19 protein-coding genes are annotated in these 22,394 nt (G+C 70.6%); 11 read left to right on the forward strand and 8 right to left on the reverse strand.

The window, feature by feature from the left end; genetic code table 11:
* Positions 1–2: 2 nt before the first annotated feature.
* The 4 genes from SSMG_RS38510 to dnaB all read left to right on the forward strand — a co-directional run bounded on the left by SSMG_RS38510 (position 3) and on the right by dnaB (position 4,941).
* Entirely contained in the window at positions 3–605 is a 603-nt protein-coding gene (locus SSMG_RS38510) for a DUF3558 domain-containing protein (protein WP_009085248.1), read from the forward strand.
* Positions 606–647: 42 nt separating this feature from the next.
* Entirely contained in the window at positions 648–2,012 is a 1,365-nt protein-coding gene (locus tag SSMG_RS38515) for a hypothetical protein (protein ID WP_009085250.1), read from the forward strand.
* An 11-nt stretch (positions 2,013–2,023) separates the two neighbouring features.
* Entirely contained in the window at positions 2,024–2,824 is an 801-nt protein-coding gene (locus SSMG_RS38520) for an ESX secretion-associated protein EspG (RefSeq protein WP_199786112.1), read from the forward strand.
* A gap of 599 nt (positions 2,825–3,423) precedes the next feature.
* Positions 3,424–4,941 (forward strand): replicative DNA helicase, encoded by a 1,518-nt coding sequence (dnaB, locus tag SSMG_RS38525; RefSeq protein ID WP_286157095.1) that lies wholly within the window; start codon positions 3,424–3,426, stop codon positions 4,939–4,941.
* Positions 4,942–5,061: 120 nt separating this feature from the next.
* On the opposite strand, the gene SSMG_RS38530 is transcribed toward dnaB, so the two are convergent.
* Positions 5,062–5,427, reverse strand: coding sequence for a helix-turn-helix transcriptional regulator (locus SSMG_RS38530; protein ID WP_009085255.1), 366 nt, complete (start codon positions 5,425–5,427; stop codon positions 5,062–5,064).
* Between the two features lie 95 nt (positions 5,428–5,522).
* On the opposite strand from SSMG_RS38530, the gene SSMG_RS38535 reads away from it, so the two are divergent.
* Complete coding sequence (locus tag SSMG_RS38535; RefSeq protein WP_009085257.1) at positions 5,523–6,755, forward strand: MFS transporter; 1,233 nt, start codon at positions 5,523–5,525, stop codon at positions 6,753–6,755.
* Here the strand turns inward: SSMG_RS38535 and SSMG_RS38540 are convergent.
* Positions 6,694–7,233, reverse strand: coding sequence for a YciI family protein (locus SSMG_RS38540; protein WP_037718685.1), 540 nt, complete (start codon positions 7,231–7,233; stop codon positions 6,694–6,696). The genes SSMG_RS38535 and SSMG_RS38540 overlap by 62 nt on opposite strands.
* A gap of 103 nt (positions 7,234–7,336) precedes the next feature.
* On the opposite strand from SSMG_RS38540, the gene SSMG_RS38545 reads away from it, so the two are divergent.
* The gene (locus SSMG_RS38545) at positions 7,337–8,116 is read left to right on the forward strand and encodes a dioxygenase (protein ID WP_037716292.1); all 780 of its coding nucleotides are present in this window, start codon (positions 7,337–7,339) and stop codon (positions 8,114–8,116) included.
* An 81-nt stretch (positions 8,117–8,197) separates the two neighbouring features.
* On the opposite strand, the gene SSMG_RS38550 is transcribed toward SSMG_RS38545, so the two are convergent.
* Both SSMG_RS38550 and SSMG_RS38555 read right to left on the reverse strand, forming a co-directional pair.
* Positions 8,198–11,326 (reverse strand): PE-PGRS family protein, encoded by a 3,129-nt coding sequence (locus SSMG_RS38550; protein WP_199786113.1) that lies wholly within the window; start codon positions 11,324–11,326, stop codon positions 8,198–8,200.
* A 192-nt stretch (positions 11,327–11,518) separates the two neighbouring features.
* Positions 11,519–12,550, reverse strand: a complete 1,032-nt coding sequence (locus SSMG_RS38555) for a hypothetical protein (protein ID WP_037716295.1) — start codon at positions 12,548–12,550, stop codon at positions 11,519–11,521.
* A 296-nt stretch (positions 12,551–12,846) separates the two neighbouring features.
* Between SSMG_RS38555 and SSMG_RS38560 the strand changes: the two genes are divergently transcribed.
* The 3 genes from SSMG_RS38560 to SSMG_RS38570 are packed head-to-tail and all read left to right on the forward strand — an operon-like array spanning position 12,847 to position 15,850.
* Positions 12,847–14,067 carry an AI-2E family transporter gene (locus SSMG_RS38560; protein WP_009085266.1) on the forward strand — a complete coding sequence of 407 codons (1,221 nt, stop codon included), beginning with the start codon at positions 12,847–12,849 and terminating at the stop codon, positions 14,065–14,067.
* The gene (gene macS / locus SSMG_RS38565) at positions 14,064–15,197 is read left to right on the forward strand and encodes a MacS family sensor histidine kinase (RefSeq protein WP_009085268.1); all 1,134 of its coding nucleotides are present in this window, start codon (positions 14,064–14,066) and stop codon (positions 15,195–15,197) included. Before SSMG_RS38560 ends, macS begins: the two co-directional genes overlap by 4 nt.
* Positions 15,194–15,850, forward strand: coding sequence for a response regulator transcription factor (locus SSMG_RS38570; protein ID WP_009085271.1), 657 nt, complete (start codon positions 15,194–15,196; stop codon positions 15,848–15,850). The genes macS and SSMG_RS38570 overlap by 4 nt, the downstream gene beginning before the upstream one ends.
* Before the next feature lie 3 nt (positions 15,851–15,853).
* Here SSMG_RS38570 and SSMG_RS38575 read toward each other — a convergent pair whose 3' ends face one another.
* Positions 15,854–16,816, reverse strand: a complete 963-nt coding sequence (locus SSMG_RS38575) for a hypothetical protein (RefSeq protein ID WP_037718690.1) — start codon at positions 16,814–16,816, stop codon at positions 15,854–15,856.
* Between the two features lie 159 nt (positions 16,817–16,975).
* Here SSMG_RS38575 and SSMG_RS38580 point away from each other — a divergent pair, with 159 nt between their 5' ends.
* Positions 16,976–17,638, forward strand: coding sequence for a DUF1707 domain-containing protein (locus SSMG_RS38580; RefSeq protein WP_009085275.1), 663 nt, complete (start codon positions 16,976–16,978; stop codon positions 17,636–17,638).
* A 57-nt stretch (positions 17,639–17,695) separates the two neighbouring features.
* Here SSMG_RS38580 and ptsP read toward each other — a convergent pair whose 3' ends face one another.
* Complete coding sequence (ptsP, locus tag SSMG_RS38585) at positions 17,696–19,372, reverse strand: phosphoenolpyruvate--protein phosphotransferase (RefSeq protein ID WP_050788373.1); 1,677 nt, start codon at positions 19,370–19,372, stop codon at positions 17,696–17,698.
* 186 nt (positions 19,373–19,558) lie between these two features.
* Positions 19,559–20,428, reverse strand: a complete 870-nt coding sequence (locus SSMG_RS38590; RefSeq protein WP_037716299.1) for a ribokinase — start codon at positions 20,426–20,428, stop codon at positions 19,559–19,561.
* Between the two features lie 343 nt (positions 20,429–20,771).
* Here SSMG_RS38590 and SSMG_RS38595 point away from each other — a divergent pair, with 343 nt between their 5' ends.
* Positions 20,772–21,509 carry a TetR/AcrR family transcriptional regulator gene (locus tag SSMG_RS38595; protein ID WP_009085281.1) on the forward strand — a complete coding sequence of 246 codons (738 nt, stop codon included), beginning with the start codon at positions 20,772–20,774 and terminating at the stop codon, positions 21,507–21,509.
* Here SSMG_RS38595 and SSMG_RS38600 read toward each other — a convergent pair.
* On the reverse strand, positions 21,506–22,243 hold the full coding sequence (locus SSMG_RS38600; protein WP_037716301.1) for an SDR family NAD(P)-dependent oxidoreductase: 738 nt from the start codon (positions 22,241–22,243) through the stop codon (positions 21,506–21,508). The two genes, SSMG_RS38595 and SSMG_RS38600, sit on opposite strands and share 4 nt — an antisense overlap.
* Positions 22,244–22,394: the final 151 nt, after the last annotated feature.

Here is a 22,394-nt window from a genome sequence, read left to right on the forward strand (position 1 = left end):
AGATGCCGCACCGCACCGTCCGACTCGCCACCGCTGCCGTCGCCACGATCGGCTTGCTCGCCGCCTCCGCATGCAGCGGTGAGAGCGGCGGGACCGGAGGAACTCCCCAGCCGCCTGCGAGCAGCCCGGCCGACAGCGGCGGCTCAGGGCCAAAGGTTCCGGCCCCTTTGCCTACCAAGGACTTGCTCGCCAATCCGTGCAGCGTGCTCAACGCCTCGGAGGCAGAACAGGTCGGTCTCAAGTATCCCGGCGAGAAGAGCACCGGCGTGCTGAACGGTTGCCGCTGGACTTCCTCCGGGAGCAACCTGAACTTCGTCAACAACACGCCGATCGAGCAGAACAAGCGCGGGATCAGCGACATCTACGACCAGAAGGCCAAGCAGGCCTACTTCGAACCCACCACGGTCAACGGCTACCCGGCCGTCTTCGCCGGTACCGAGGACAGCCGCTCGAACGGCATCTGCACCCTCTGGGTCGGCGTCACCGACCAGCTCGCCGTCTCGGTCCTCCCGAACATCAGCATGGGTTCGAACAAAAAGGACCCCTGCAGCATCGCGAAGAAGTTCGCCACCGCGATGATCGGACATCTCCAGGGGGCGTCGTGATCGTCACTCGACCTCTGCCCAGCACGGAAGGAATGGCTCATCATGGGGAATGATGCCAATACCGTAGGCAAAGAGCTGAAAGGCATGGCCGCCGGGGCCGGGGCCGGGGCCCTCATCGGGTCAGTCGTACCCGGCGTCGGAACCGCGGTAGGCGCGGGTGTCGGTGCCGTCGTCGGCGGTCTGGTCGGTCTGTTCAGCGGCGGTCCCGAGGCCCAGCAAATGTCGGCGGACCTCGGCGGTCGCTCGATCGACGCGTACACGATCTACGAGAAGATCCACGCGGGCGACACGACCTCGCTCGACACGGGGGTCGCGTCGGCCAAAAGCCTCGGGGAAGCCCACAGCAAGCGGGCGACCGAGATCGACAATCTGAACAAGAAAATGGACGAGGCCTGGCAGGGCGGCGGTGCCACTGCGGCGCAGGCGGGCGCGCACCCGCTCAAGACCTGGCTCGAGGACTCCGTCTCGAACCTGAACAAGAGCCACACCTATCTCAACACGCAGGCCGACTGCTTCCACACGGTCAAGGGCAAGGTGCAGCAGCTGCCCAAGGATCCGCCGTCGGCCGGGTTCCTCGACGGGATCAACCCGTTGAGCGACAAAGACGACGAGATCAATCAGTACAACGACAACAGCAAGGCCAACGTCCAGGCGTACACGAACTACTTCAACGCCAGCGGGCAGAACGCGGGCCAGTTGCCGCAGTACAACGCATGGCAGGGCAACAACCTCTCCGACGGCGGCGACCCCGGCAAGTTCGGCGGCGGCCCCGGCAGCCACGTGCCGGGCGGAACCGGCGGCATCGGCGCTGGCGGCGGCAGCTTCTCGCCGCCCAAGATGGACACGCCCAGGTTCGATCCGAACGGGCCCGGATCGCACTCGAACGTGCCAGGCGGACCGGGCGGACCGGGCCACTTCACCGACCCGAACGGTCCGGGCAAGTTCACCCCGGGCGGGCCGGGCAGCTACACCGGTCCGGGCGACGGGACGACGACCTCGGGCTGGACGCCTCCCACGACGGACCCGGCGAAGTTCAACCCCAGTGCGTTCGGGCCGACGGGTGGTGGGTCGGGCCAGTTCGGTCCCGGCGGCGGGGGCGCGGGCAGCGGCGCGGCTTTCGGGCCCGGCGCGTTCGGCGGCGCGGGCTTCGGTCCCGGCGGCGCCGGTTCGGGTGCGGCGGCAGGCGGCGTGGGAGCCGGAGCCGGTGGCGCGGGCGCCCTTCGCGGTGCGGGCGCGGGCGCGGCGGGCAAAGCCGGCGCCTCGGGCATGGGCGGCATGGGCGGCGGCCGCGGCGGCCAAAAGGGCCAGGAGGACGAGGAACACCAGACTAAGTACCTGGTGGAAGAGGACGCCAACGAGCTCTTCGGGTCTGATCAGCTGACTGTTCCGCCGGTCATCGGCGAATGAGGACAGGCACAGTGATCACTCTCGACACGCCGACCCGCTTCACCCTCCTCACCTTGTGCAACCTGATCAAGCGCCGCGGCGGGGAACCACACCAGGTCATCGCCGACGCGGCGACGTTCTACGACCCCACAGCTGAACGGCGCATCGACCAAGACGTCAACGCCGTGCTGACTGAGGCAGGGCTTATGGGCCCCAGGGGGATGGACCGCGACCTGCTCGCGCTGATCGAGTCCATCTCGCACCCGCAGCTCGAGTACTACGGCTGGTTCGACGGGACGTTCGAGGACGACAGTCCGTCGAACTACGGCGCGCTGGTCGGGAGCGGTAACGGCGGTGGCTTCGGCCTGATCCGGGTCCAAGGCGAGCAGGTCGTGACGGTCACCCGCCAGCGACCGGACCTTCTGCTGCCGACGTTCCTCGATCTCATCCCGGCGGGCAAGGCAGCGAACGGGCAGCCGCTCATCACCAGCCGGGCCGAGTACGAGAGCGGCCGGGCCGCCGGTTCGGACGAAGTCCCGCAGGGATCCATCATGCGGAGCGGCGGTCAGCGGACGGACGACGTGGCACCGCTCAAGGAGATCCAGCGGATCCTGAAACTGCCGCGTACCGGAAGCGGCGCGCTGTACGTCGCGACTCGCCCGAACGGGGGGCGTCGCCGACGGGTACCCAAGCCGGTCAACTTCATCGACACCAGTGAAGGCCGGTGGCTGATGGAGGAGCGGCCTGGGAAGGAGTCGCTCATCGTCTTCACCCCGGGCACTCCGCAGGCGATCTCCGAACGGCTCCGCCAGGCGCAAAGCGCCTTGGGCTGAGCACCCGAGCGTTACTCCGGGTGGGGTTCCCGGCACGGCACCGCGAGGTGTCCGGCGGTGAACCTCACCCGGTTTTTCGTTTGCACGCGGTTAACCTGCGCTTTTGCCTGATCGCTCACTGTGCGCAGCCACCGGATGGGCCGCGTGGGGAATTCTCCTTCGTTCAGCCCATCGGGTCGGTGATCTACCGTGCGTAGCAACCATCCACAGGGCGGTGGACGGACGCGGGCGCGACACGCCGAAGAACGAGTTCGGCACGACACGCCGGACGAGTTTTCGCGAAGTTCTCCACAGTCTTTGCACAGGCCTTGACCTGCGGATTCAGTGAAGCAGGTCTGCACTGTCCCCACTTTGTCCACAGGCTCGCGGACACCTGTGATTCGTTGCCCCCAGTCATCCACAGGTTGTCCACAACACGGTCAACACCCGGAATTGCGCTCGTCCTTCCGGGGGATCTAGCGTGCGTTCGCGCCCAGTACTCCCGGTGGCTCCGCGTGGCGGTCACCGGCGCGGGGAACCGTCCGGTCCATCATCGAAGAGGACCGGACGGGCGGGTGGGAAAGCCGGGCCGACTCCGGCATACTCGAACAGGTGTTCGCCTGGACTGGCCTCTTCGCGAGGCGGCGGGCGGGCGCGGTTCGGCACAGGACAGGCGCACGCGAGACGACGGGGCCGGCCGGAGCGACGGCGGGGCGAGGGGAGGTGTCCGGGCAGTGGCGGTGACCGATGACCGCGGTCCGGCGTACGCGGAGTCCGATCCGGGTCCGAGCGACCCCGGCCCTGGCGGGTTCGACCGCCAGCCGCCGCAGGACATCGCGGCGGAGCAGTCGGTGCTCGGCGGCATGCTGCTGTCGAAGGACGCGGTCGCCGACGTCATCGAGGCGCTCGGCCCCGGCGACTTCTACCGGCCCGCGCACCAGGCCGTCTACGACTGCATCCTCGACCTCTACGGCCGCGGCGAACCGGCCGACCCGATCACCGTGGCCGCCGAACTGGAGCGGCGCGGCGAGCTCGGCCGCGTCGGCGGCGCGCCGTACCTGCACACGCTCATCGCGACCGTGCCCACCGCGGCCAACGCGGGCTACTACGCGGAGATCGTGTCCGAGAAGGCGGTGCTGCGCCGCCTCGTGGAAGCGGGCACCCGCATCGTGCAGTACGGCTACGGCGCGGCCGCGGCCGACGGCGCGAACATCGACGAGGTCGTCGACCGCGCGCAGGCCGCGATCTACGACGTCACCGAGCGCCGCACGAGCGAGGACTACGTCGCGCTGGAGGACCTGCTCCAGCCGACCATGGACGAGATCGACGCGATCGCCTCGCGCGGCGGCCAGTCTCAGGGCATCCCGACCGGATTCGCCGACTTCGACGAGCTGACCAACGGCCTGCACCCCGGCCAGATGATCATCGTCGCGGCCCGTCCCGGTGTCGGCAAGTCGACTCTTGGCCTGGACTTCGTCCGGTCGGCGTCCATCAAGCACGGCCTGACCAGCGTCATCTTCTCGCTGGAAATGAGCCGGACCGAGATCGTGATGCGCATGCTGTCGGCCGAGGCGAAAATCCGCCTCGCCGACATGCGCGGCGGCAAGATGTCCGACGACGACTGGACGCGGCTGGCCCGGCGGATGAGCGAGGTGTCGGAGGCCCCCCTGTTCGTCGACGACTCGCCGAACATGACGATGATGGAGATCCGCGCGAAGGCCCGCCGGCTCAAGCAGCGGCACGACCTGCGGCTCGTGGTCGTCGACTATCTGCAGCTGATGACGTCCGGCAAGCGCGTCGAATCGCGGCAGCAGGAAGTCTCGGAGTTCTCCCGTCAGCTGAAGCTGCTGGCCAAGGAGATCGAGGTGCCGGTGATCGCGATCTCCCAGCTGAACCGTGGTCCGGAACAGCGCACCGACAAGAAGCCGATGCTGTCGGACCTGCGTGAATCCGGTTCGCTGGAGCAGGACGCGGACATCGTCATCCTGATCAACCGCCCGGACGCCTGGGAACGCGACGACCCGCGCGCCGGCGAGGCCGACCTGATCCTGGCGAAGCACCGTGCCGGTCCGACGAGCACGATCGTGGTCGCGCACCAGCTGCACTACAGCCGGTTCGCCGACCTGGCCCACGACTGATCAGCGGAGCGGGCCGGAGAAATAGCCGGTCCGGGCGTGACGGGCTGTCGTCACCTGGTGGTCAGCGCCTGCGGTGTGCCTCGGTGTGCGGTTGCGTTCTCATCTAGCCCCCAGGTTGAGTTAAGAAGCGGGCTGCCAGTCCGCGACCAGATCCAGCAGCCCGGGAAAGCGTATATCGAGGTCCTCCGTGCGGACCCGGCTGCGGCGTTCCAGTCCGTATTGCCGCTGCCGCAGCACGCCCGCCTCCCGCAGGGCCTTGAAGTGGTGGGTCAGCGACGACTTCGGACGGTCGAAGCCGAACCAGCCGCACGGATGGTCGTAGGCCTCGCGTTCCAGCAGCAGTTTTCGCACGATCGTCAGCCGCAGCGGGTCGCTCAGGGCGGCCAGGACGGTTTCCAGCCGCAGGTCTTCCCGCGCGGGTTCGGGCAGGGGCGGCGGAAGTTCGGCGGGCGGGGCATCCGGATCGGGCACCGAGGACGAGCGCATGCCCTCATTCAACCACTCCAGTACGAGATTAGTCGAACTACTGCTAGGTTCGTGTTCACTCGTACTAGTTCGAACAATCTCGTACTGGAGGATCCATGGCCGTCGTCGCGCCCTCGCGGGTCGGTAGTCCCTGGCTCGCCGCGTGGCCCGTCACCGCGGTGTTCGTGCTTTCGAACGCGCCGACGCCGCTGTACGTGCTGTGGCAGCACCGGCTCGGGTTCTCCGCCGGCACGCTCACCGTGATCTTCGCGGCCTACATCGCCGGCTTGCTGGCCGCGCTGCTCGTCGCGGGGCGGGCCTCGGATCGGCTCGGGCGTAAACCCGTTGTGCTGCCTGGGGTTTTGCTCGCGTTGATCGCTTGCGGGTTGTTCGCGGTCGCGACGTCGGTGCTCGCGTTGGCGGTCGCTCGGCTGCTGGCCGGGATCGCGGTCGGCATCACGGTGTCGGCGGGGATGGCCGCCGTGGTTGACGTCGGCGGGGAGGCACGGGCGAGGACCTCGACCCTCGCGGCGTCTACCGCGATGGTGTTCGGGGCCGGGCTTGGGCCGTTGCTGGCCGGGGCGTTGTCGGAGACCCTGCCGGGGCCGACCGTGACGATCTTCGTGGTTTCGGCGGTGCTGCTGCTCAACGCGGTGGTCGTGGTTGTTCGGCTGCCGCTTCGGCGTCCGGTCGACCCTGGCCAGGGCGGTTGGGTGCGGATTCCCGCCGTGCCGCGGGCGCAGCGCAGGTACGTCGCGCTCGGGATCGCGGTTTTCGCGCCGGGGATCACGTCGACCTCGTTCGTGCTTTCCCTCGGACCGGCCCTGCTCGCCAATGTGCTCGGTACCGGCAACCGCCTGCTCGCCGGGGTGACGGCGTTCGTCATGTTCGGTGCGGCGACCGCGGTCCAGTTCGCGGCGAAGCGATTCGAGGTCCGCGCCATCCTGCTCGCCGGGGCGGCAGCGGGGGTCGCGTGCATGGCGGCGTTGCTGATCGCCGTCCACGCGCAGTGGATCGCGGCGATCGTCGTGACCGCGGTGCTCGCGGGAGCGGCGCAGGGGCTCGGGCAACTCGGCGGGCTCACCCTGATCAGCACCCACGTGCCCGAGCGGCGGCGCGCGGAGGCCAACGCTCTGCTCAACTTCGGCGGCTACCTTCCGGCCGCGCTCCTGCCCGTCGGCAGCGGATATCTCAGTGACGCCCTCGGAATCGCTACTGGAGCAACGGTTTTCGCCGTGGTTCTCGCAGTCGCCGCGCTGACCGCCGCCGGAATCGTATGGCGGCAGCTCAGGAACGGCCGCCCGGCGCCCAGTCGTGCACCTCGATCGCGGCGTAGTGCTCCGCGGTGAGGAGCCCGCGAGCCGCCTCAGGATCGGCGGCTTGCACCAAGGCTGCGGTGCCGAGCCAGGCGGTGCCGTCGTCGGACCACAGCGGACCGTAGGCGATCAAGGACTCCGGCGCGGACGGTTCGAGGTCCACGGCGGGACCGAAACCCAAGCCCAGCACCAAATACAGGTGGTCCGCCTCCGGATCGCCGGGGAATTCCCACATGGTGCGGCCGAGGGCGTTGTCCCAGCGGCGGATCAGGACGTCCCGGTAGACGCCGGCCTGGTAATTCGGTTCCGCGAAAGCGAATTCGCGGGCCGCGGCGGCGTCCGGGAGGTCGACGACGTGCACGCTGCCGGTCGGGACGTCGCCGTCCAGGGTCGGTCCGCGGGCGATCAGTTCGGCGGCGAAACCGTCCATATAGGACCAGTGCGCTTCGAGCAGCTCGTCGCGCAGCACGGCGGAACCCGGGCGGTCCCGGTGGTAGCAGAAGAACTTCACCAGGCGAGTCTGCCGCACGGAGACCGCCGCCGAGGACGAATTCGCCAAGTCCGCGAACCAGGCGTACCGTAGTAGTTGAAGTTTCAAACACTTGGAGGCAGCCATGGCGACCCGCACGCCGGTCCTGTATCTGAGCCACGGTGCGCCGCCGCTCGCCGACGACGCCACCTGGACCCGGCAGCTCGCGGACTGGTCCGCTGACCTGGCGAAACCTCGTGCGATCCTGGTCGTTTCGGCGCACTGGGAGGAGGCGCCGCTGACGCTCGGGGCGACCACGACGGTCCCGCTCGTCTACGACTTCTGGGGCTTCCCCGAGCGCTACTACGAGGTCAAATACGCCGCACCGGGCGCTCCGGAACTGGCCGCGAAGGTGCGCAAACTGCTGCATTCGACCGAAACCCAGGTGCACGACGCCCCGGAACGCGGCCTCGACCACGGCGCCTACGTCCCCCTCGTCGAGATGTTTCCCGAGGCCGACGTCCCGGTACTGCAGATTTCCATGCCCTCGCTCGACCCGCGGGCGCTCTACGACCTCGGCCGCAAGCTCGCGCCGCTGCGCGACGAGGGCGTGCTGATCATCGGCAGCGGATTCTTCACCCACAACCTCCGCGCGATGCGGGAAGTGAACGGCACCAACGGAACCCCGCCGGGCTGGTCCGCGGAATTCGACCACTGGGGCGACGAAGCGCTGCGCGCCCGCGACCTCGACGCGTTGCTCGACTTCCAGCACAAGGCCCCGGCCGCCGCGATGGCGCACCCGCGGATCGAACACTTCGCGCCGCTGTTCGTGTCGCTCGGCGCCAGCTCGGCCGAAGGCGAGGGCCGCACGGTGATCGACGGTTTCTGGCACGGCCTGGCGAAGCGGTCGCTCGAATTTTCCTGACCCAGGACAAAAAACGGGCCCGGAAGCCAGTGGCTTCCGGGCCCGTCCGGGTTATCCCCGGCTCGCTTCAGGCGAAGCGGTTCACTTCTTGAAGAGGCTGGTCACCTTCGCGGCCAGCTTCTGGAACGCACCCAGCGGGCCGGTCGCGTCACCGATCGCCGGCACGGCCGGAGCGGTCGGCATCGTGGTCGGCAGGGTCGTCGGCACACCCGGCACGGCGGGCAGCGCGGTGACGGCGGGCAGCTGGTTCAGCGTCGGCAGCGACGTCTTCACCGGCAGCTGAGCCGGAACGGCCGGCACGTCGGCCCGCTCGGCGCCCGCACCCGGCAGGGCCGGAACGCCCGGCAGAGCCGGAACGGACGGGGCCGACGGCAGGTGGATGCCGTTCTGCAGCCCGGACACCGACGGCAGCACCGAAGCACCCTTGAGCTGGTTCAGCTGACCCAGCGCGGACAGGCCGCTGACCTGCGGCACGTCGGCCCGCTGTGCACCCGGCAGCGCCGGAGCGGGCAGCGTGGTCGCGGTGGGCAGGCTCGAGAGACCCGGCAGGGCCGGAGCCGCCGGCAGCGACGGAGCGGCCGAGGAACCGCCCGGCAGACCCGGCACGGCGGGCAGCGCGGGGAGCTGGTCAGCGCCCATCTCCCCGCTGATCGGCACCACAATGGTCGGCTGGGGATCGACCTCAGTCGAGTTGGCCCCGATCGCGGTAGCAGCGCCGAGCACCTCCACCGGCACATTGTGGATGTTCCCCTGCACACCGACCGGGTGGTAGAAGTCGTAGCCGGAGACCGCGTCGCCCGCACCGTCGGTCGTGGTGGCGTCATCGCCGACCTTCACGGTGGTGAGGCTGTCACCGACCGCGTGCGCCTGGCCGCCCACAGCGGCACCGTTGGTGCCGGCCTGTGCGGGAGCCGGGGCCGGCAGGTCGAGGATGTTGCCTGACATCGAGCCCTCGACACCCGAGGTGTTGTTCTTGCCAGCGTCGGTGACGGCGGTGTTGTTCGTGCTGTTGCTCGAGGAATTGCCCGCTGCGGAAACCGCGTCGCCGTATGCCTGCGGCACCGGAGCGAGGTCCGCACCGACGATGTTGCCCGCACCCGCGCCGTTGTCACCGTTGGTGGCGGCCGTACCGCCCGAGGTCGAGGTGACGTCGTTGGTGGCGGTGCCGTGACCGATCGCGCCCCCGGCGACCCCGTCGCCGAAGATGGTGCCCGCACCGCCGGTCGGGGCCTTGACGATGTTGCCGGCGAGCGCGCCGTCCTTGCCGTCGGCCGTAGCGTCGCCGCCCGCCTTCGAGTCGGTCAGGTTGTCCGACGTGCCGGTGCCGATGCCGGCGACCGAACCGCCGACGCCGTGGCCCTGGGCCGGCAGCGAGAGCGGAGCCTCGATGAGGTTGCCCGCACCCGCGCCCTCCGCGCCGGTCGCGTGCACGTCGCCGCCCGCGGTGGAGGTGGTGTCGTTGCTGGACTTGCCGTGGCCCTGGCCGACGAGCGAGGCACCGGTGCCGAACACCTGAACCGGAGTCGACAGCGGCGCGGTGGCGAGGTTCGAGCTGAGGAAGCCGTTGTCGTCAGCGGTGTTCCCGCCGCCGCCTGCCTTCACGGTCTTGGTCTCGGAGCCGTCGCCCGAGCCCTGCCCGACGAACGAACCGCCGGTGCCGAACACCTCGGCCGGCGCGGCCACCGGGACCTGCACGATGTTGCCCGAACCGGACGAGTCGTTGCCCTGGCTGCCGTCGTAGTTGCCGGCGGTGACGGTCTTGGTCTCGGTCGAGGTGCCCGAGGCGTTGCCGATGTGGCTGCCGCCGATGCCGTGCACCTCGGGGGCGCCCGCCACCTGGGAGTTGACGATGTTGCCGGTCAGCGTCGAGCCGTTGCCGGTGGTGTAGCTGCCGTCGCCGGAGGTGGCGGTGGTGGTGTTGTCGCAGTTGGCGACCGCGCGGCCGATGTAGGTGCCGCCCACGCCGCAGGCCTCGACCGGGAGCGCCACTGCCGGGTCGACCACGTTGGCCGAACCGGCGGCGTCGTTGCCGTTCGTCTTCACGAAGCCGCCGGAGGCAGCGGTGGTCTCGTGGGTGGCGGAGGACGCCTGGCGCTCGAGCGCCTGGCCGGTGGTGGCGTTGCCGATCCACGAACCGGCGACGGACGCGACGTTCGCGACCGGGCTCGCCTGCGCGGCGGCGGCGTTGCCGGACGCGAACGACTTGTCCCCATCGGTCTCGATGTAGGTCGGGATGCCGTGCAGGCTGCCCGGACGGGTGTCGCCCGCCTTCGCGTCGGCCGAGGAGCTCGAGGTGGAGTCCGCGTCCGAGCCCCACGCGCCGCCGGCGTTGCCGTTGAACTTGACCGGCAGCGCGATCGGAGCGCCGACCACGTTGCCGCTGCCCGCGGCGCCCTTGCCGTTGGACTTCATCGAACCGCCGGAGGTGGCGGTGGTGTCGGCGTTGTAGCCGCCGCTGTAGGCGTTGCCGAGGATCCAGGACGCGGCGTTGCCGGTCACCTGGACCGGGGTCGCGAACTGGCCGCCGACGACGTTGCCGGACAGGCCGGAGCCCTCGCCGGTGGTGTCGACGTTGCCGGTCTCGCTGGTGCTCTGGTGCGCCGAGCCGCCGTGCACCGCGCCGCTGCCGCCGGCCAGGCCGACGCCGTTGCCCGCGACCTGCACCGGGAGCGCCCATTCGAGCGCCACGACGTTGCCCGCGATGCCGGAGTACTGGCCGTTGGTCGCGACGTCCTGGTTGTGGTTGTACGTCTGCGTGTGGTCGCCGCCCTGCACGTGGGCGTCGCCGATGACGCCGACCGCGTTGTCCACGATCTGGATCGGGACGACGACGTCGCCGTTGACCTTGTTGCCCTTGAACGCGTCGTGGGTCGGCGTGAGCTGCCGGGGCGCGTCCGCCTTCGGGAGGCTGTCGGTCAGGCTGCCCGCGGAGCCGCCGGGCGTCTTCGCCGAGGCGAGCGCTCCCTTGACGGCGGAGGTGACGGGCTTGGTGCTGATCTCGTTGTGGTGCGCCGGGAGGTCGACCTGCCCGAGCGGGGTGCCGATCGCGTTGTTGGCTTCGTCGATCGGGACGGTGACGTTGAGATCAAGCGGGGAGGCCGGGGTGTCCGGGTTCACGTTCTCGTCGGCCGAGGCGATGCCGGTGCCCAGCATCAGCAACCCACCCGTGACCAACGCGGTCTGGAGTCCGCGCTTTGCCCAGGTCTGCATGGGATTTTTCTCCTTCATATCGGGGTCCCTTGCGGGTTTGTGGCGGTGCGCCCGGATGTCCGAGAATGCACCGGGGGAATGCGTGCGCGGAAATTGCGCAGCGCGCGAAAAACCCGCGGGATATCTGTCGATGACGGCGACGGCACACGAAGGCGGCCGTGGGTGCGTCAAAGACCCCGCGGGTGAAGTGGATCAGTCAGGAGTGACGCCGGGCTGCTCGCCCGGGGTGCGCGGCGTGTGCGCGAGGCCGGTGCGGGTCGAACCCGCCACGGCGTTGTCGACGGCGGCGACGACCCAGGAGGGAACGCCGAAGTGCAAGCCGTCGAGGTGTCCGCCGGGCGCGGTGCTGCCACCGGCCGGGGAGTTCGGGATGGAGAGCGGCGCGGCGGGAAGCTGCGCCGGGGAGAACGGGGCGCCGGGCAGACCGCGGTCGCCGTGGTGGCGCTGCGGCAGTTCCGTGCCCTGCACCGGAACGACGGACTGCGCGTCCATCGCCGGGAAGACCGACTGCAATGCGTCGGACGTGGTCATCGCTGCGGCACCGAGATTCTGCTCCGCCTCGGCGGGCTGCTCGGGAATGCCGGGCGCGGGAAGCTGCTCGGCTCCAGGAGCCGGGGCCGAGGGCAGTTTGGGCAGGTCGACCAGGTCGGAGGGAGCGCTCGGGTCGAGCAGATCCCACAGTTTCCGGCCGAAGTCCTGTGCGGCGGGCGGCGGGGTGGTCGCGTCGGCGATCACCTGGCGGGCGTCCTCCGGCTTGCGCGCGATGTGCTCGAGCGAGCCGAGCGTGCGCTCGACCGGCTTGACGACCGCGTTCCGGCCGAGGTCGCTCACCGCGTCGTTGACCTTCCCGGCGGCCTCCTGGCTTCCGGCGAGGTCCTCGCGGTGCGCGCTGCCGACCTGGTCGAGCGAGCAGGTGGGCCGCGTCGTGCCTGGTTCAGACCACGTGGTGGCTCCCTGGCCGCACGACGAAAGCCCTTGCACCGCACCGGTGACGTCGCCCGCGAACCGGGCCACGCCGTCGGTGACGTCGCCGATTCCGGCGGCCGTCGCGTCGGTGACCGGCGTGACGCTCGCGTCGACCGTGTCCGCCGAAGCGACGGAGGAGGAGACGGCCCACGCGGCCGCGGTGGCCGCGAGCGCGCCGCCGACGACGAACAACGCACGCGACGCGAGACGGCCGAAGCGCGTCGCGCCCCGCCTCTCGTGCACAGCGTCGTTCGTCACAGGTGATTTCTCCTCGGGTAAAAATGATTTCGGTTTTTCGACGGAACGGCACAGTTCCGTGGTGGTGCGAAACCGAGACAACCAAATTTGTGGTCCGCCGCGCATCCTTGACACGACTTGATGCCACCATCGTGTGAACAACACAGAGTGTGGCCGGGTCTCACGATGGGTCATCCCCGGTGAAGACAGGCGGTTACTCCGGAGTCGGTTCGCGAATCCGGGCGAAGCGGTGATTCACGCCTGCCGGTGGGGCGATCCGCCCGGTTTCGGTCGACGGGGCCGATACGGTTGTCCCCGTGAGCCAGCCAGGGCGCGGACACCGCGAACAACGGTCCCTTTCCGAACCAGTCGCCGACGTCACCGGCTTCATCCCGCGCGGCCTGCGCGTATCCGCCGCGCTGTCGTGGCGGTTCATCGTCGTGATCGCCGCGCTGTACGCGGTGGTGTGGCTGCTGGGCTATCTCGCCTCGGTCGTGGTGCCGGTGTCGATCGCGCTGCTGCTTTCCGCGCTGCTCGCCCCCGCGGTGTCGCGGCTCGTGCAGATCCGCTTCCCGCGCGGGCTCGCCACGGCGATCGTGCTCGTGGCCGGGCTCGCGGTGCTCGGCGGGCTGCTGACGTTCGTGATCACCCAGTTCTCCAGCGGGCTTCCCGAACTGCAGCAACAGCTGACCACGAGCCTCAACCAGATCAAGGACTGGCTGATCAACGGTCCGCTGCACCTGCGCCAGGAGCAGATCCAGGACTTCATCAACCAGGCGATCGGCTTCCTGCAGAACAACCAGGCGTCGCTCACCACCACCGCGCTGACCACCGCGGGCACCGTCGGCGAGATCCTCACCGGCTTCGTGCTGACCCTCTTCGTCACGATCTTCTTCCTCGCCGGCGGCGACGGCATCTGGACGTTCCTGGTGCGCGGCGTGCCGCAGCGGGTGCGCAACCGCGTGAACGTGGCCGGACGGCGCGGGTTCGCCTCGCTGGTCAGCTACATCCGCGCGACGGCGGCGGTGGCCGTGGTCGACGCGGTCGGCATCGGCATCGGGCTGTGGATCGTCGGCGTGCCGCTGGTGATCCCGCTGGCGACGCTGGTGTTCCTCGGCGCGTTCATCCCGATCATCGGCGCGCTGATCACCGGCGGCGTCGCGGTGCTGATCGCGCTCGTGTCGAAGGGCATCATCGGCGCGGTGGTCGTGCTGGCCATCGTGGTCGGCGTGATGCAGCTGGAAAGCCATGTGCTGCAGCCGTTGCTGCTCGGCCGCGCGGTGCGGCTGCACCCGCTCGCGGTGGTGCTGGCGATCGCCATCGGCCTGGTCGCCGCGGGCATCGCGGGCGCGCTGCTCGCCGTGCCGCTGCTGGCCGTGCTCAACGCCGGGGTCCGGTCGCTGCTGCACGAACACGATCCGGATCCGGCGACCGTCGACGCGCTGCACAGCCAAGCCGCCAATCCCAACGACGATCCCGAAGAGGGCTCGGACGACAAGACAGCCGACTCCGAAGAGAGCACAGAAGACAAGAAGTGAGCGTTCGTCCCACCCGAGATCCGGCGACGCCGCTGTGGCGCGGCGTCGTCGTGCTGCGCGTCGTCACGTGGCTGTTCGCGCTGGCGGTAGTGATCGCGCACCACTCGAACTTTCAACGGCCGTGGCTGGCGTGGCTCGTCGTCGGGGTGATGGGCGCGTGGTCTGCCGGATCGAGCGTCGCGTACGTGCGCGAGAGCGGACGGCACCGCTGGCTGGTGATCTCCGACGTCGCGCTCACCACGGCGCTCATGCTCACGTCGCCGTGGATTCTTTCGGACGCGCAGTACGAAGCAGCTTCGCCGTTGATCACCACAGTGTGGGCAGCGGTCGCCCCGCTCGCCGCCGCGACCCGCTTCGGCGCGCGCGGCGGCGTAGTGGCGGGCCTTGTCGTCGCAGTGGGGACGGGGATCGCGCGCGAGAAGATCGACCTCGACGTGGTCCGTGACGGAGTGCTGTTGTGCGCGAGCGGTCTCCTTGTCGGTATGGCGGCAACGCTCGCGCGTACGTCCGCCGAAGCGCTCGCGCGCGCCCTTCGCACCGAAGCGGCGACGGCCGAGCGTGAACGCCTCGCGCGCTCGATTCACGACAGCGTGCTTCAGGTTCTCGCACGCGTACGGCGGCGCGGTCTGGAAGTAGGCGGGGAAGCAGCGGAGCTGGCACGGCTCGCGGGGGAGCAGGAGATCGCGTTGCGCGCGTTGGTGAGCAGCGAGCCGACGCGGTCCGGCGACACCGCGGACCTCCGTTCGGCGTTGCAGCTGCTGGCGACCACGTCCGTGCAGGTGTCGACGCCGGCCGGAACGGTGGCCCTGCCCGCGCACGTGACCGAGGAACTCGTCGCGGTCACCCGCGAAGCACTGGCTAACGTGGAGAAACACGCTGGTCCGGACGCGCACGCCTGGGTGCTGCTGGAGGACCTCGGCGGCGAGGTCGTGGTGAGCATCCGCGACGACGGGCCGGGGATCGAGAGCGGCAGGCTGGAACGAGCGGCGGCCGAGGGCCGTCTCGGAGTAGTGAAGTCGATTCGCGGCCGGGTGGAAGACCTCGGCGGGACCGCGGTGCTGGACAGCGCTCCCGGCCGGGGCACGGAGTGGGAAGTGCGGGTGCCGGCGACGATGAGGGACGGGCGATGACGGAACGGACGATTTCCGTGATGGTGGTCGACGACCACCCGATGTGGCGCGACGGCGTGGCCCGCGACCTGTCCGAGAACGGGTTCGAGGTCGCCGCGACCGCCCCGGACGCCCCGGCGGCGGTCCGGATCGCGCGCGCGGTGCGGCCGGACGTCGTGCTGATGGACCTGAACCTCGGCGGCACGTCCGGCGTCGAGGCGACCCGCGAGATCACCACGGCGGCGCCGGACACGCGCGTGCTGGTGCTCTCGGCCAGCGGCGAGCACAGCGACGTGCTGGAAGCGGTGAAGGCGGGCGCGTCGGGCTACCTGGTGAAATCGGCGTCCGCGGCGGAGCTGGTGGACGCGGTGCGCCGGACGGCCGACGGCGATCCGGTGTTCACCGCCGGGCTGGCGGGCCTGGTGCTCGGCGAGTACCGGCGGATGGCCGACGCCCCGGACGGCGCGCCGGAACCGCCGCGGCTCACCGACCGGGAGACCGACGTGCTCCGGCTGGTCGCGAAGGGCCTGACCGCGCGGCAGATCGCGGAGCGGCTCGTGCTGTCGCACCGGACCGTGGAGAACCACGTGCAGTCGACGTTGCGCAAACTCCAGCTGCACAACCGGGTCGAGCTGGCCCGGTACGCGATCGAGCACGGGCTGGACGAGGACTGACCTTCAGGAGGTCGCGACCCCGGCGGCCTGCTGCGCCGCGGCGAGTTTCGCCTTCCCCAGCCGCCAGGCCGGTTCGCCGGGATGCCACGCCCCGACCACCCCGTCGTCGAGGACCAGGTCGCCCGCTTCCGTCCACTCCAGACCGGAGTGCTTCAGGTTCTCCGTCGAGAACGGCATCGACGGGGCTTGCTGCCAGGTGCCGTCGGTCAGGTTCAACAGCCAGATGTCCCGGGTCTGCGTGCCGGTTCCGGGGAACGACGGGGTGCCGAAATCGACCGCGGCGACCTTGCCGTCCCGGCTGGGCAGCACGTACGGATTCGGCTGCGGCACCGGCAGGGACACCGGTTTCCGCGCTCCGCTGCGCAGGTCGAGCACGGTCAAGTCGGTGAGGCCGCCGAGGACGAGCCGGTCGCCAGCCGCGGCGAGGATGCGCGGCGACTGCTGCACGGTGCGTCCGGTGGCCGGGTCGATCAGGACGTCGACGGTCTCGGCGGTGCCGCCGCCGACGGTGATCAGCAACCCGTGCGCCGTCTCCACCCGGACGAGCGTGTGGCACGACGCCACCGTGCCCTGGCCGAACGAGGCGCCGGTGAGCGCGACGTGTTCCAGCCGGCAGAGATCTGGGCCGTCCTCGCGGATCAGCCACACGCTGGCGCCGTCCGCGCCCGCGGCCGCGCTCACCGCTTTGCCGAGCGACCGCGGGGCCGAAAGTCCCAGGTAGACGTACACGTCGGCGGGCGCGCAGCTGGCCTGCGGGCAGGGCGGCGCGGTCAGCACGACCGGCGTGTGGCCGACGCGCAGCACCGACACCGCCCGCTGCCCGCCGGGAACGCCGGGCAGGGTGCCGCGCACGCCCGAATCGGCGTCGAACACCGTCGGCGGCGACGTGGCCAGCAGCAGTTCCACGCCGATGCCGCCGGTGGCGACGCCGCCGTCGAGGCCGGTCGGCGGGGGTGTGGTCGGCATCGGACGCGCCGAACTCACCGGGGCGGGCACCGGGACGCCGCTCGTGCACGAGGTCAGCAGGCAGCAAGCCGCGACCAGCGCGACGCCTGCGCGGAGTACGGGTCCGTTCAGGGTTTTTCCCCGATCTGCCAGCGGAAATCGAGTTCTACCATCGATGCCATGGCCGAGGAAGAGACGACCGCCGCGCAGCCCGCGACCGAGACCAAGCCGTTGACCGCGCGCGACATCCGGGTGTCCGACGACGAACGCGAGCACGTCGTCGGCGTGCTGCAGAAGGCGATCGGACAGGGGATGCTCACCCTCGACGAGTTCACCGAACGCACCGACCAGGCGCTCGCGGCCCGCACCCGGGGCGAGCTCAACACCGTCCTCGCCGACCTGCCCGGACTGGTGCACCCCGGCGCGGCCCCGCAGTACGCGCCGATGCCCGAGCCGCCCGGTTACGGGCCGAACTACGGACTGGGCCGCCGGCTCGAACTCAACGCCAAGTACTCGTCGCTGCAGCGCAGCGGCCCGTGGCAGGTCCCGGCCGCGATGGTGGTGCGCAACAAGTACGGCAGCACCAAACTCGACTTCACCGAGGCCCGCGTCGCCACCCCGGTGGTGCAGATCGAACTGGACTCGAAGTGGGGTTCGGTCGAGCTGATCATCCCGCCGCACGCGGCGGTGGACTACAACTCGATCACCGAGATCAAGTTCGGCTCGCTCGACGACAAGACCGGCAGCAACGGCCGCGCGGGCACCCCGCGCTACGTGGTGACCGGCCGCATCCACGGAGGCTCGCTGGTCATCCGCCACCCTCGGCGGGGCATCTTCGGCTGACCAGCGTCCGGCGCCGGATCCGGTACCCCATCTCTCACCCGGATCCGGCGTCCCCGGCTACGAAACCGCGTCCGCGACCGCCTTGCGCGCCGCGGCCGGATCGGCGGTGGCCAGCGCCGCCGCCGCGATCTCGCGGGCCTTCTCCCGCGACACGGTCGCCAGGCTCGCGCCGACCGCCCGGATCGCCGGGGCGTTCATCGACAGGCTCGTCAGGCCGAGCCCGGCCAGCACCAGCGCGAGCCGCGGGTCGGCCGCCGCTTCGCCGCACACGCCCGCCGGTTTGCCGGTCGCTTCCGCCGCGTCGCCGATCAGCTTGAGCAGGCGCAGCAATCCGGGCTGCCACGGGTCGTTCAGCTTCGCCACCGCGCCGAGCTGGCGGTCGGCGGCGAAGGTGTACTGGGCCAGGTCGTTCGTGCCGACGGACACGAAATCGACCACGCCGAGAATCTCCCGCGCCAGCACCGCGGCGGCGGGGATCTCGATCATCACGCCCGCCCGCGCGATCCCGGCGGCCCGCACGCGCTCGGCGAACCAGGCGGCTTCCTCGACGGTGCCGACCATCGGGGCCATCACCGAAACTTCCGCGCCGGAATCCTCCGCCGCGCCCGCGATCGCTTCGAGCTGCCGGTCGAGCACCTCCGGCCGGTCGAACGCGATCCGCAGGCCGCGGACGCCGAGCGCCGGGTTCGGCTCGTCCTCCGGGGAGAGGAACGCGAGCGGTTTGTCCGCGCCCGCGTCCAGCGTCCGCACGATGACCGGCTTGCCGCGGAACGGAGAAAGCACGGCGGCATAAGCTTTTCGCTGCTCTTCGACGGACGGCTCGGCCGGCGCGTCGAGATAGCAGAACTCGGTGCGGAACAGTCCGACGCCCTCGGCGCCCGCGTCCGCGGCGGCCTGCGCGTCGGCCGGGGAACCGACGTTGCCGTACACCTTCACGCGGTGCCCGTCGGACAACTCGCCGACGCCGTTCCATTCGGCCGGGCCGGACGCGGCGGAGGTGACGATCGGGGCGGACGGGTCGACCGCCTCGATCACGCCGGTGTCGCCGTCGACCGACAGCGCCTTGGCGTCCGACGCCAGCAGCCCGCGCACCGCGACGACCGCCGGAATTCCCAGCGCCCGCGCGAGAATCGCGGTGTGGCTCGTCGGGCCGCCCTCCTCGGTGACCAGCGCGAGCACCTTCGCCGGGTCGAGCCCCGCGGTGTCGGCGGGCGCGAGGTCGCGGGCGACCAGCACGCTCGGCGAGGCCAGCTCGGGCACCCCGGGCGGGGCCACGCCGAGCAGTTCGGCGACGAGCCGGTCGCGCACGTCCCGGACGTCGCGGACCCGCTCGGCCATGTACCCGCCGGCGGCCGCGAGCGCTTCCGCGAACCCTTCGGCGGCCTGGTAGACGGCGCGGGCCGCGGGTAGGTTCCGCGCCGTCACCAGCTGTTGAGCCTGAGTGGCGAGAGCCGGGTCGGCGGCCATCGCGGCGGTCGTGATCAGGATCGTCGCGGCCTCGCCGGTCGCGGCCTCGGCCTGCGCTTCCAGCCGCGCGGCGACCGCTCGCGCGGCCGGTTCGATCCGCGCCGCCTCCGCCGCCGGATCGTCCGGCGCGGGCGTGCTGGCGGGTTCCCCGAGCGGTTCGGCGACCCGCACGACGGGTCCGCTCGCGCGCCCGGGGCTCACCGCGACCCCGGTCAGCGAGGAACGGCGCGACAGCGACTCGGCCGGAGCGGCGGCACTCTCAGACATGGTCTAGACCATAGCTCACGCGGCCGGAGATCTCCCGGGGCGCCGCACCCGTTTCCCGATTCCGCACCCGTACGACCATCGGACGCACCTCCTCGTGCCACCGCGCGCGGGCCGGTTCCGCGCGATCGGCCCCGCAAAGTCTGCCGGAAACCCCCGCCCGCCGCCGAGTCCGCGACCCGGCGCGAGTCAGTCCAGCTCGGTGGCGGTCGGATAGGACGGCTGGGCCCCGTGCCGGGTCACCGTCACGGCAGCCACCTTCACCGCTCGCTGAGCGGCTTCGACCAGGTCAGCCCCGTCCGCGAGAGCGGCCGCCAGCGCACCGGCGAACGCGTCGCCCGCGCCGGTGGTGTCGACCGCTTCGACCTTCGGCGACTCGACCATTGTCGACTTATCGTCTTCGAGTACCGCCGCACCCTTGGCGCCAAGGGTGACCACTGCCGCGCGCGGGCCGAGTTCGAGCAGCTTGCGCGGGTCCGCGTCCGCCGAGCCGAGGAGGTAGGCGGCCTCGTGCTCGTTGACCAGCAGGACGTCCAGCGCGGCCAGCGTTTCCGGCGACACCTCGGCCGCCGGGGAGAGGTTCAGCAGCACCCGCACGCCGTTTGCGCGCGCCCGCAGCACCGCGCGTTCGACCGTCGGCAGCGGCACTTCCAGCGACGCGACGAGCACGCGGACGCCGTCCAGCGCCTCGTCGGTGATGTCGCCGGGTTCGAGCGCGGAGTTCGCGCCGGGGGAGACGAGGATTGAGTTTTCCCCGTCCGGAGTCACGGTGATGTACGCGATTCCGGTAGGCCGATCGACAGTACGAACGAATTGCGTATCGACACCCGCATTAGCCAACGAATCCCGCAGCAATCGACCGTAAGGATCGTCGCCGACCGCACCGAGCAACGCGACGTCCGCGCCGAGTTTTCCCGCCGCGACCGCGGTATTCGCGCCCTTGCCGCCGGGGGACAACGCGGTGTCGCCGCCCAGCACCGTCTCGCCGCCGCCGGGACGCCGGTCGACCGGCACGACCAAATCGGCATTCGCGGACCCCACCACCAGTACCGCACTCATGGCCGCCACTCTGCCACGGCCCTTCCATTCCGCCATCGGCGCCCGAAAGTGAAAGCGTTTGTAACTTTCTCCGCGCTCAGTGCGACAATCAGGCGGAACAGCGGCGGTCCGTCACTCGATCGGGGGATCCGTATCCCCCAGGCGTCACTTCGGTGCCGGGCTTCGCTCTTCTTCGAGCGTCACTGGCCTTGAGCCGATGACGTTGCCCCGACCGGAAGCGCACCGGAGAGGGCATCGGGTCGCCGGCGCCGATCACGTAGCCCCCCGAGTGATCGGCGTCGGCGGCGCCCCGGTTCTCGCGCCAGTCGCCGAAATCGGCGTCCAGACCACCTAGACTGCCCGGATGAGCAGCCCCACACGCAGGGGTCGCGCGCGAGCGGCTACCGAAGCGGACATCCGCCGGACCGCGCGGAACCTGCTGGTAGGCCAGGGCCCGGAAGCCGTCACCCTGCGGGCCATCGCCCGGGAGCTGGGGATCACCGCACCGGCTCTGTACCGCTACTACGAATCCCGCGACGACCTGCTGGAAAACCTCCGCCTCGACGTCTGCACCGACCTCGCCGCCGAACTCGCCGAGGACATCGCGGAGCTGAAGGACGAGGGCCTGCTGCAGCTGTTCCAGATCTGCAAGGGCTTCCGCCGCTGGGCGCTGACGCACACCAAGGAGTTCACGCTGGTGTTCGCGTCGCCGACCGGGGCCACCGGCACCGCGACCGGCAGCGCCCTGCGCAGGCTCGACGAACCGTTCGGCAAGATCTTCCTCGCCGCGGCCGGCCACGTGCTCGCCCAGCACGACCTGGTCATGCCGCCGAACGACGTGGTCCCGCCCGAACTCCGCAACGACCTCACCGCGTTCCAGCAGGACCTGCTGACGGTGCTCAAGGAGTCCGGGCGGGAAATCCCGCCGGAGAAGCTGGACCTCGGGCTCACCTACCTGATGATCACCTTCTGGGCGCGGCTCTACGGCCACGTGACCCTCGAGGTGTTCGGCAACTACCCGATCCCGGTGTCCAAACCGGACGTCCTGTTCGAGGCCATGCTCACCGACCTCGCCCGGGACGTCGGGCTCTACTCGGATTAGGCCGCGTGGCCGCCGTCGACCGAGACGGTCGAGCCGGTCACGTACGCACTGGCCGGCGAGGCGAGGAACGCCACCGTGTCCGCCACTTCGGCGGGCTTGCCGTACCGGCCGACCGCGGTCATCGACGCCTGGTCCGCGGCGTACGGGCCGTCGGCCGGGTTCATTTCGGTGTCGGTCGGCCCCGGGTGCACGAGGTTCACCGTCACGCCGTTCGGAGCCAGTTCGCGGGCCAGCGCCTTGGTCATCCCGACCATCGCGGACTTGCTGACCGCGTACAGCACCATGCCCGGCCCCGGCACGCGATCGGTCACGCAACTGCCGATCGTGATCACCCGGCCGCCCTCGCCGAGGTGCTTGGCCGCCGCCTTGGTCGCGGCCAGCACGCCGCGCACGTTCACCGCGAGCACGCGGTCGACGTCGTCCATCCCGGTCTGCTCCAGCGGCCCGACGAAACCGACGCCCACGTTGTTGACCAGCACGTCCAGCCGCCCGAACTCGGCGACCGCCGCTTCCACCGCGGCCTCCACGGCGGCTGAATCCGCGTTGTCCGCGCCGACCGCGAGGGCCCGCCGGCCGAGCGCCTTGATCCGGTCGACCACGTCCGCGGCCTGCTCGGCGTTCACCGCGTAGGTGAGCACCACGTCCGCCCCAGCCTCGGCGAGCCGCAGTGCTGTCGCCGCACCGATTCCGCGGCTCCCGCCAGTCACCAGCGCCACTTTGCCGTCGAGGTTCATGTCCGTCCTTTCTGTTTGTTTCACTTTCAACCATCGAAGCGCCGAACGGCGGGCGACGCTGGCGTCTTTCGGTCCTGGCGGTCCGGTTCCGCACCCGCGCGGCCACTGCGTGTGACAGACTCCAGCCGGCGGGAAACGGGGAGGGGGCCGG

Source organism: Streptomyces sp. AA4 (assembly GCF_000158875.1).
Taxonomy (GTDB): domain Bacteria; phylum Actinomycetota; class Actinomycetes; order Mycobacteriales; family Pseudonocardiaceae; genus Amycolatopsis.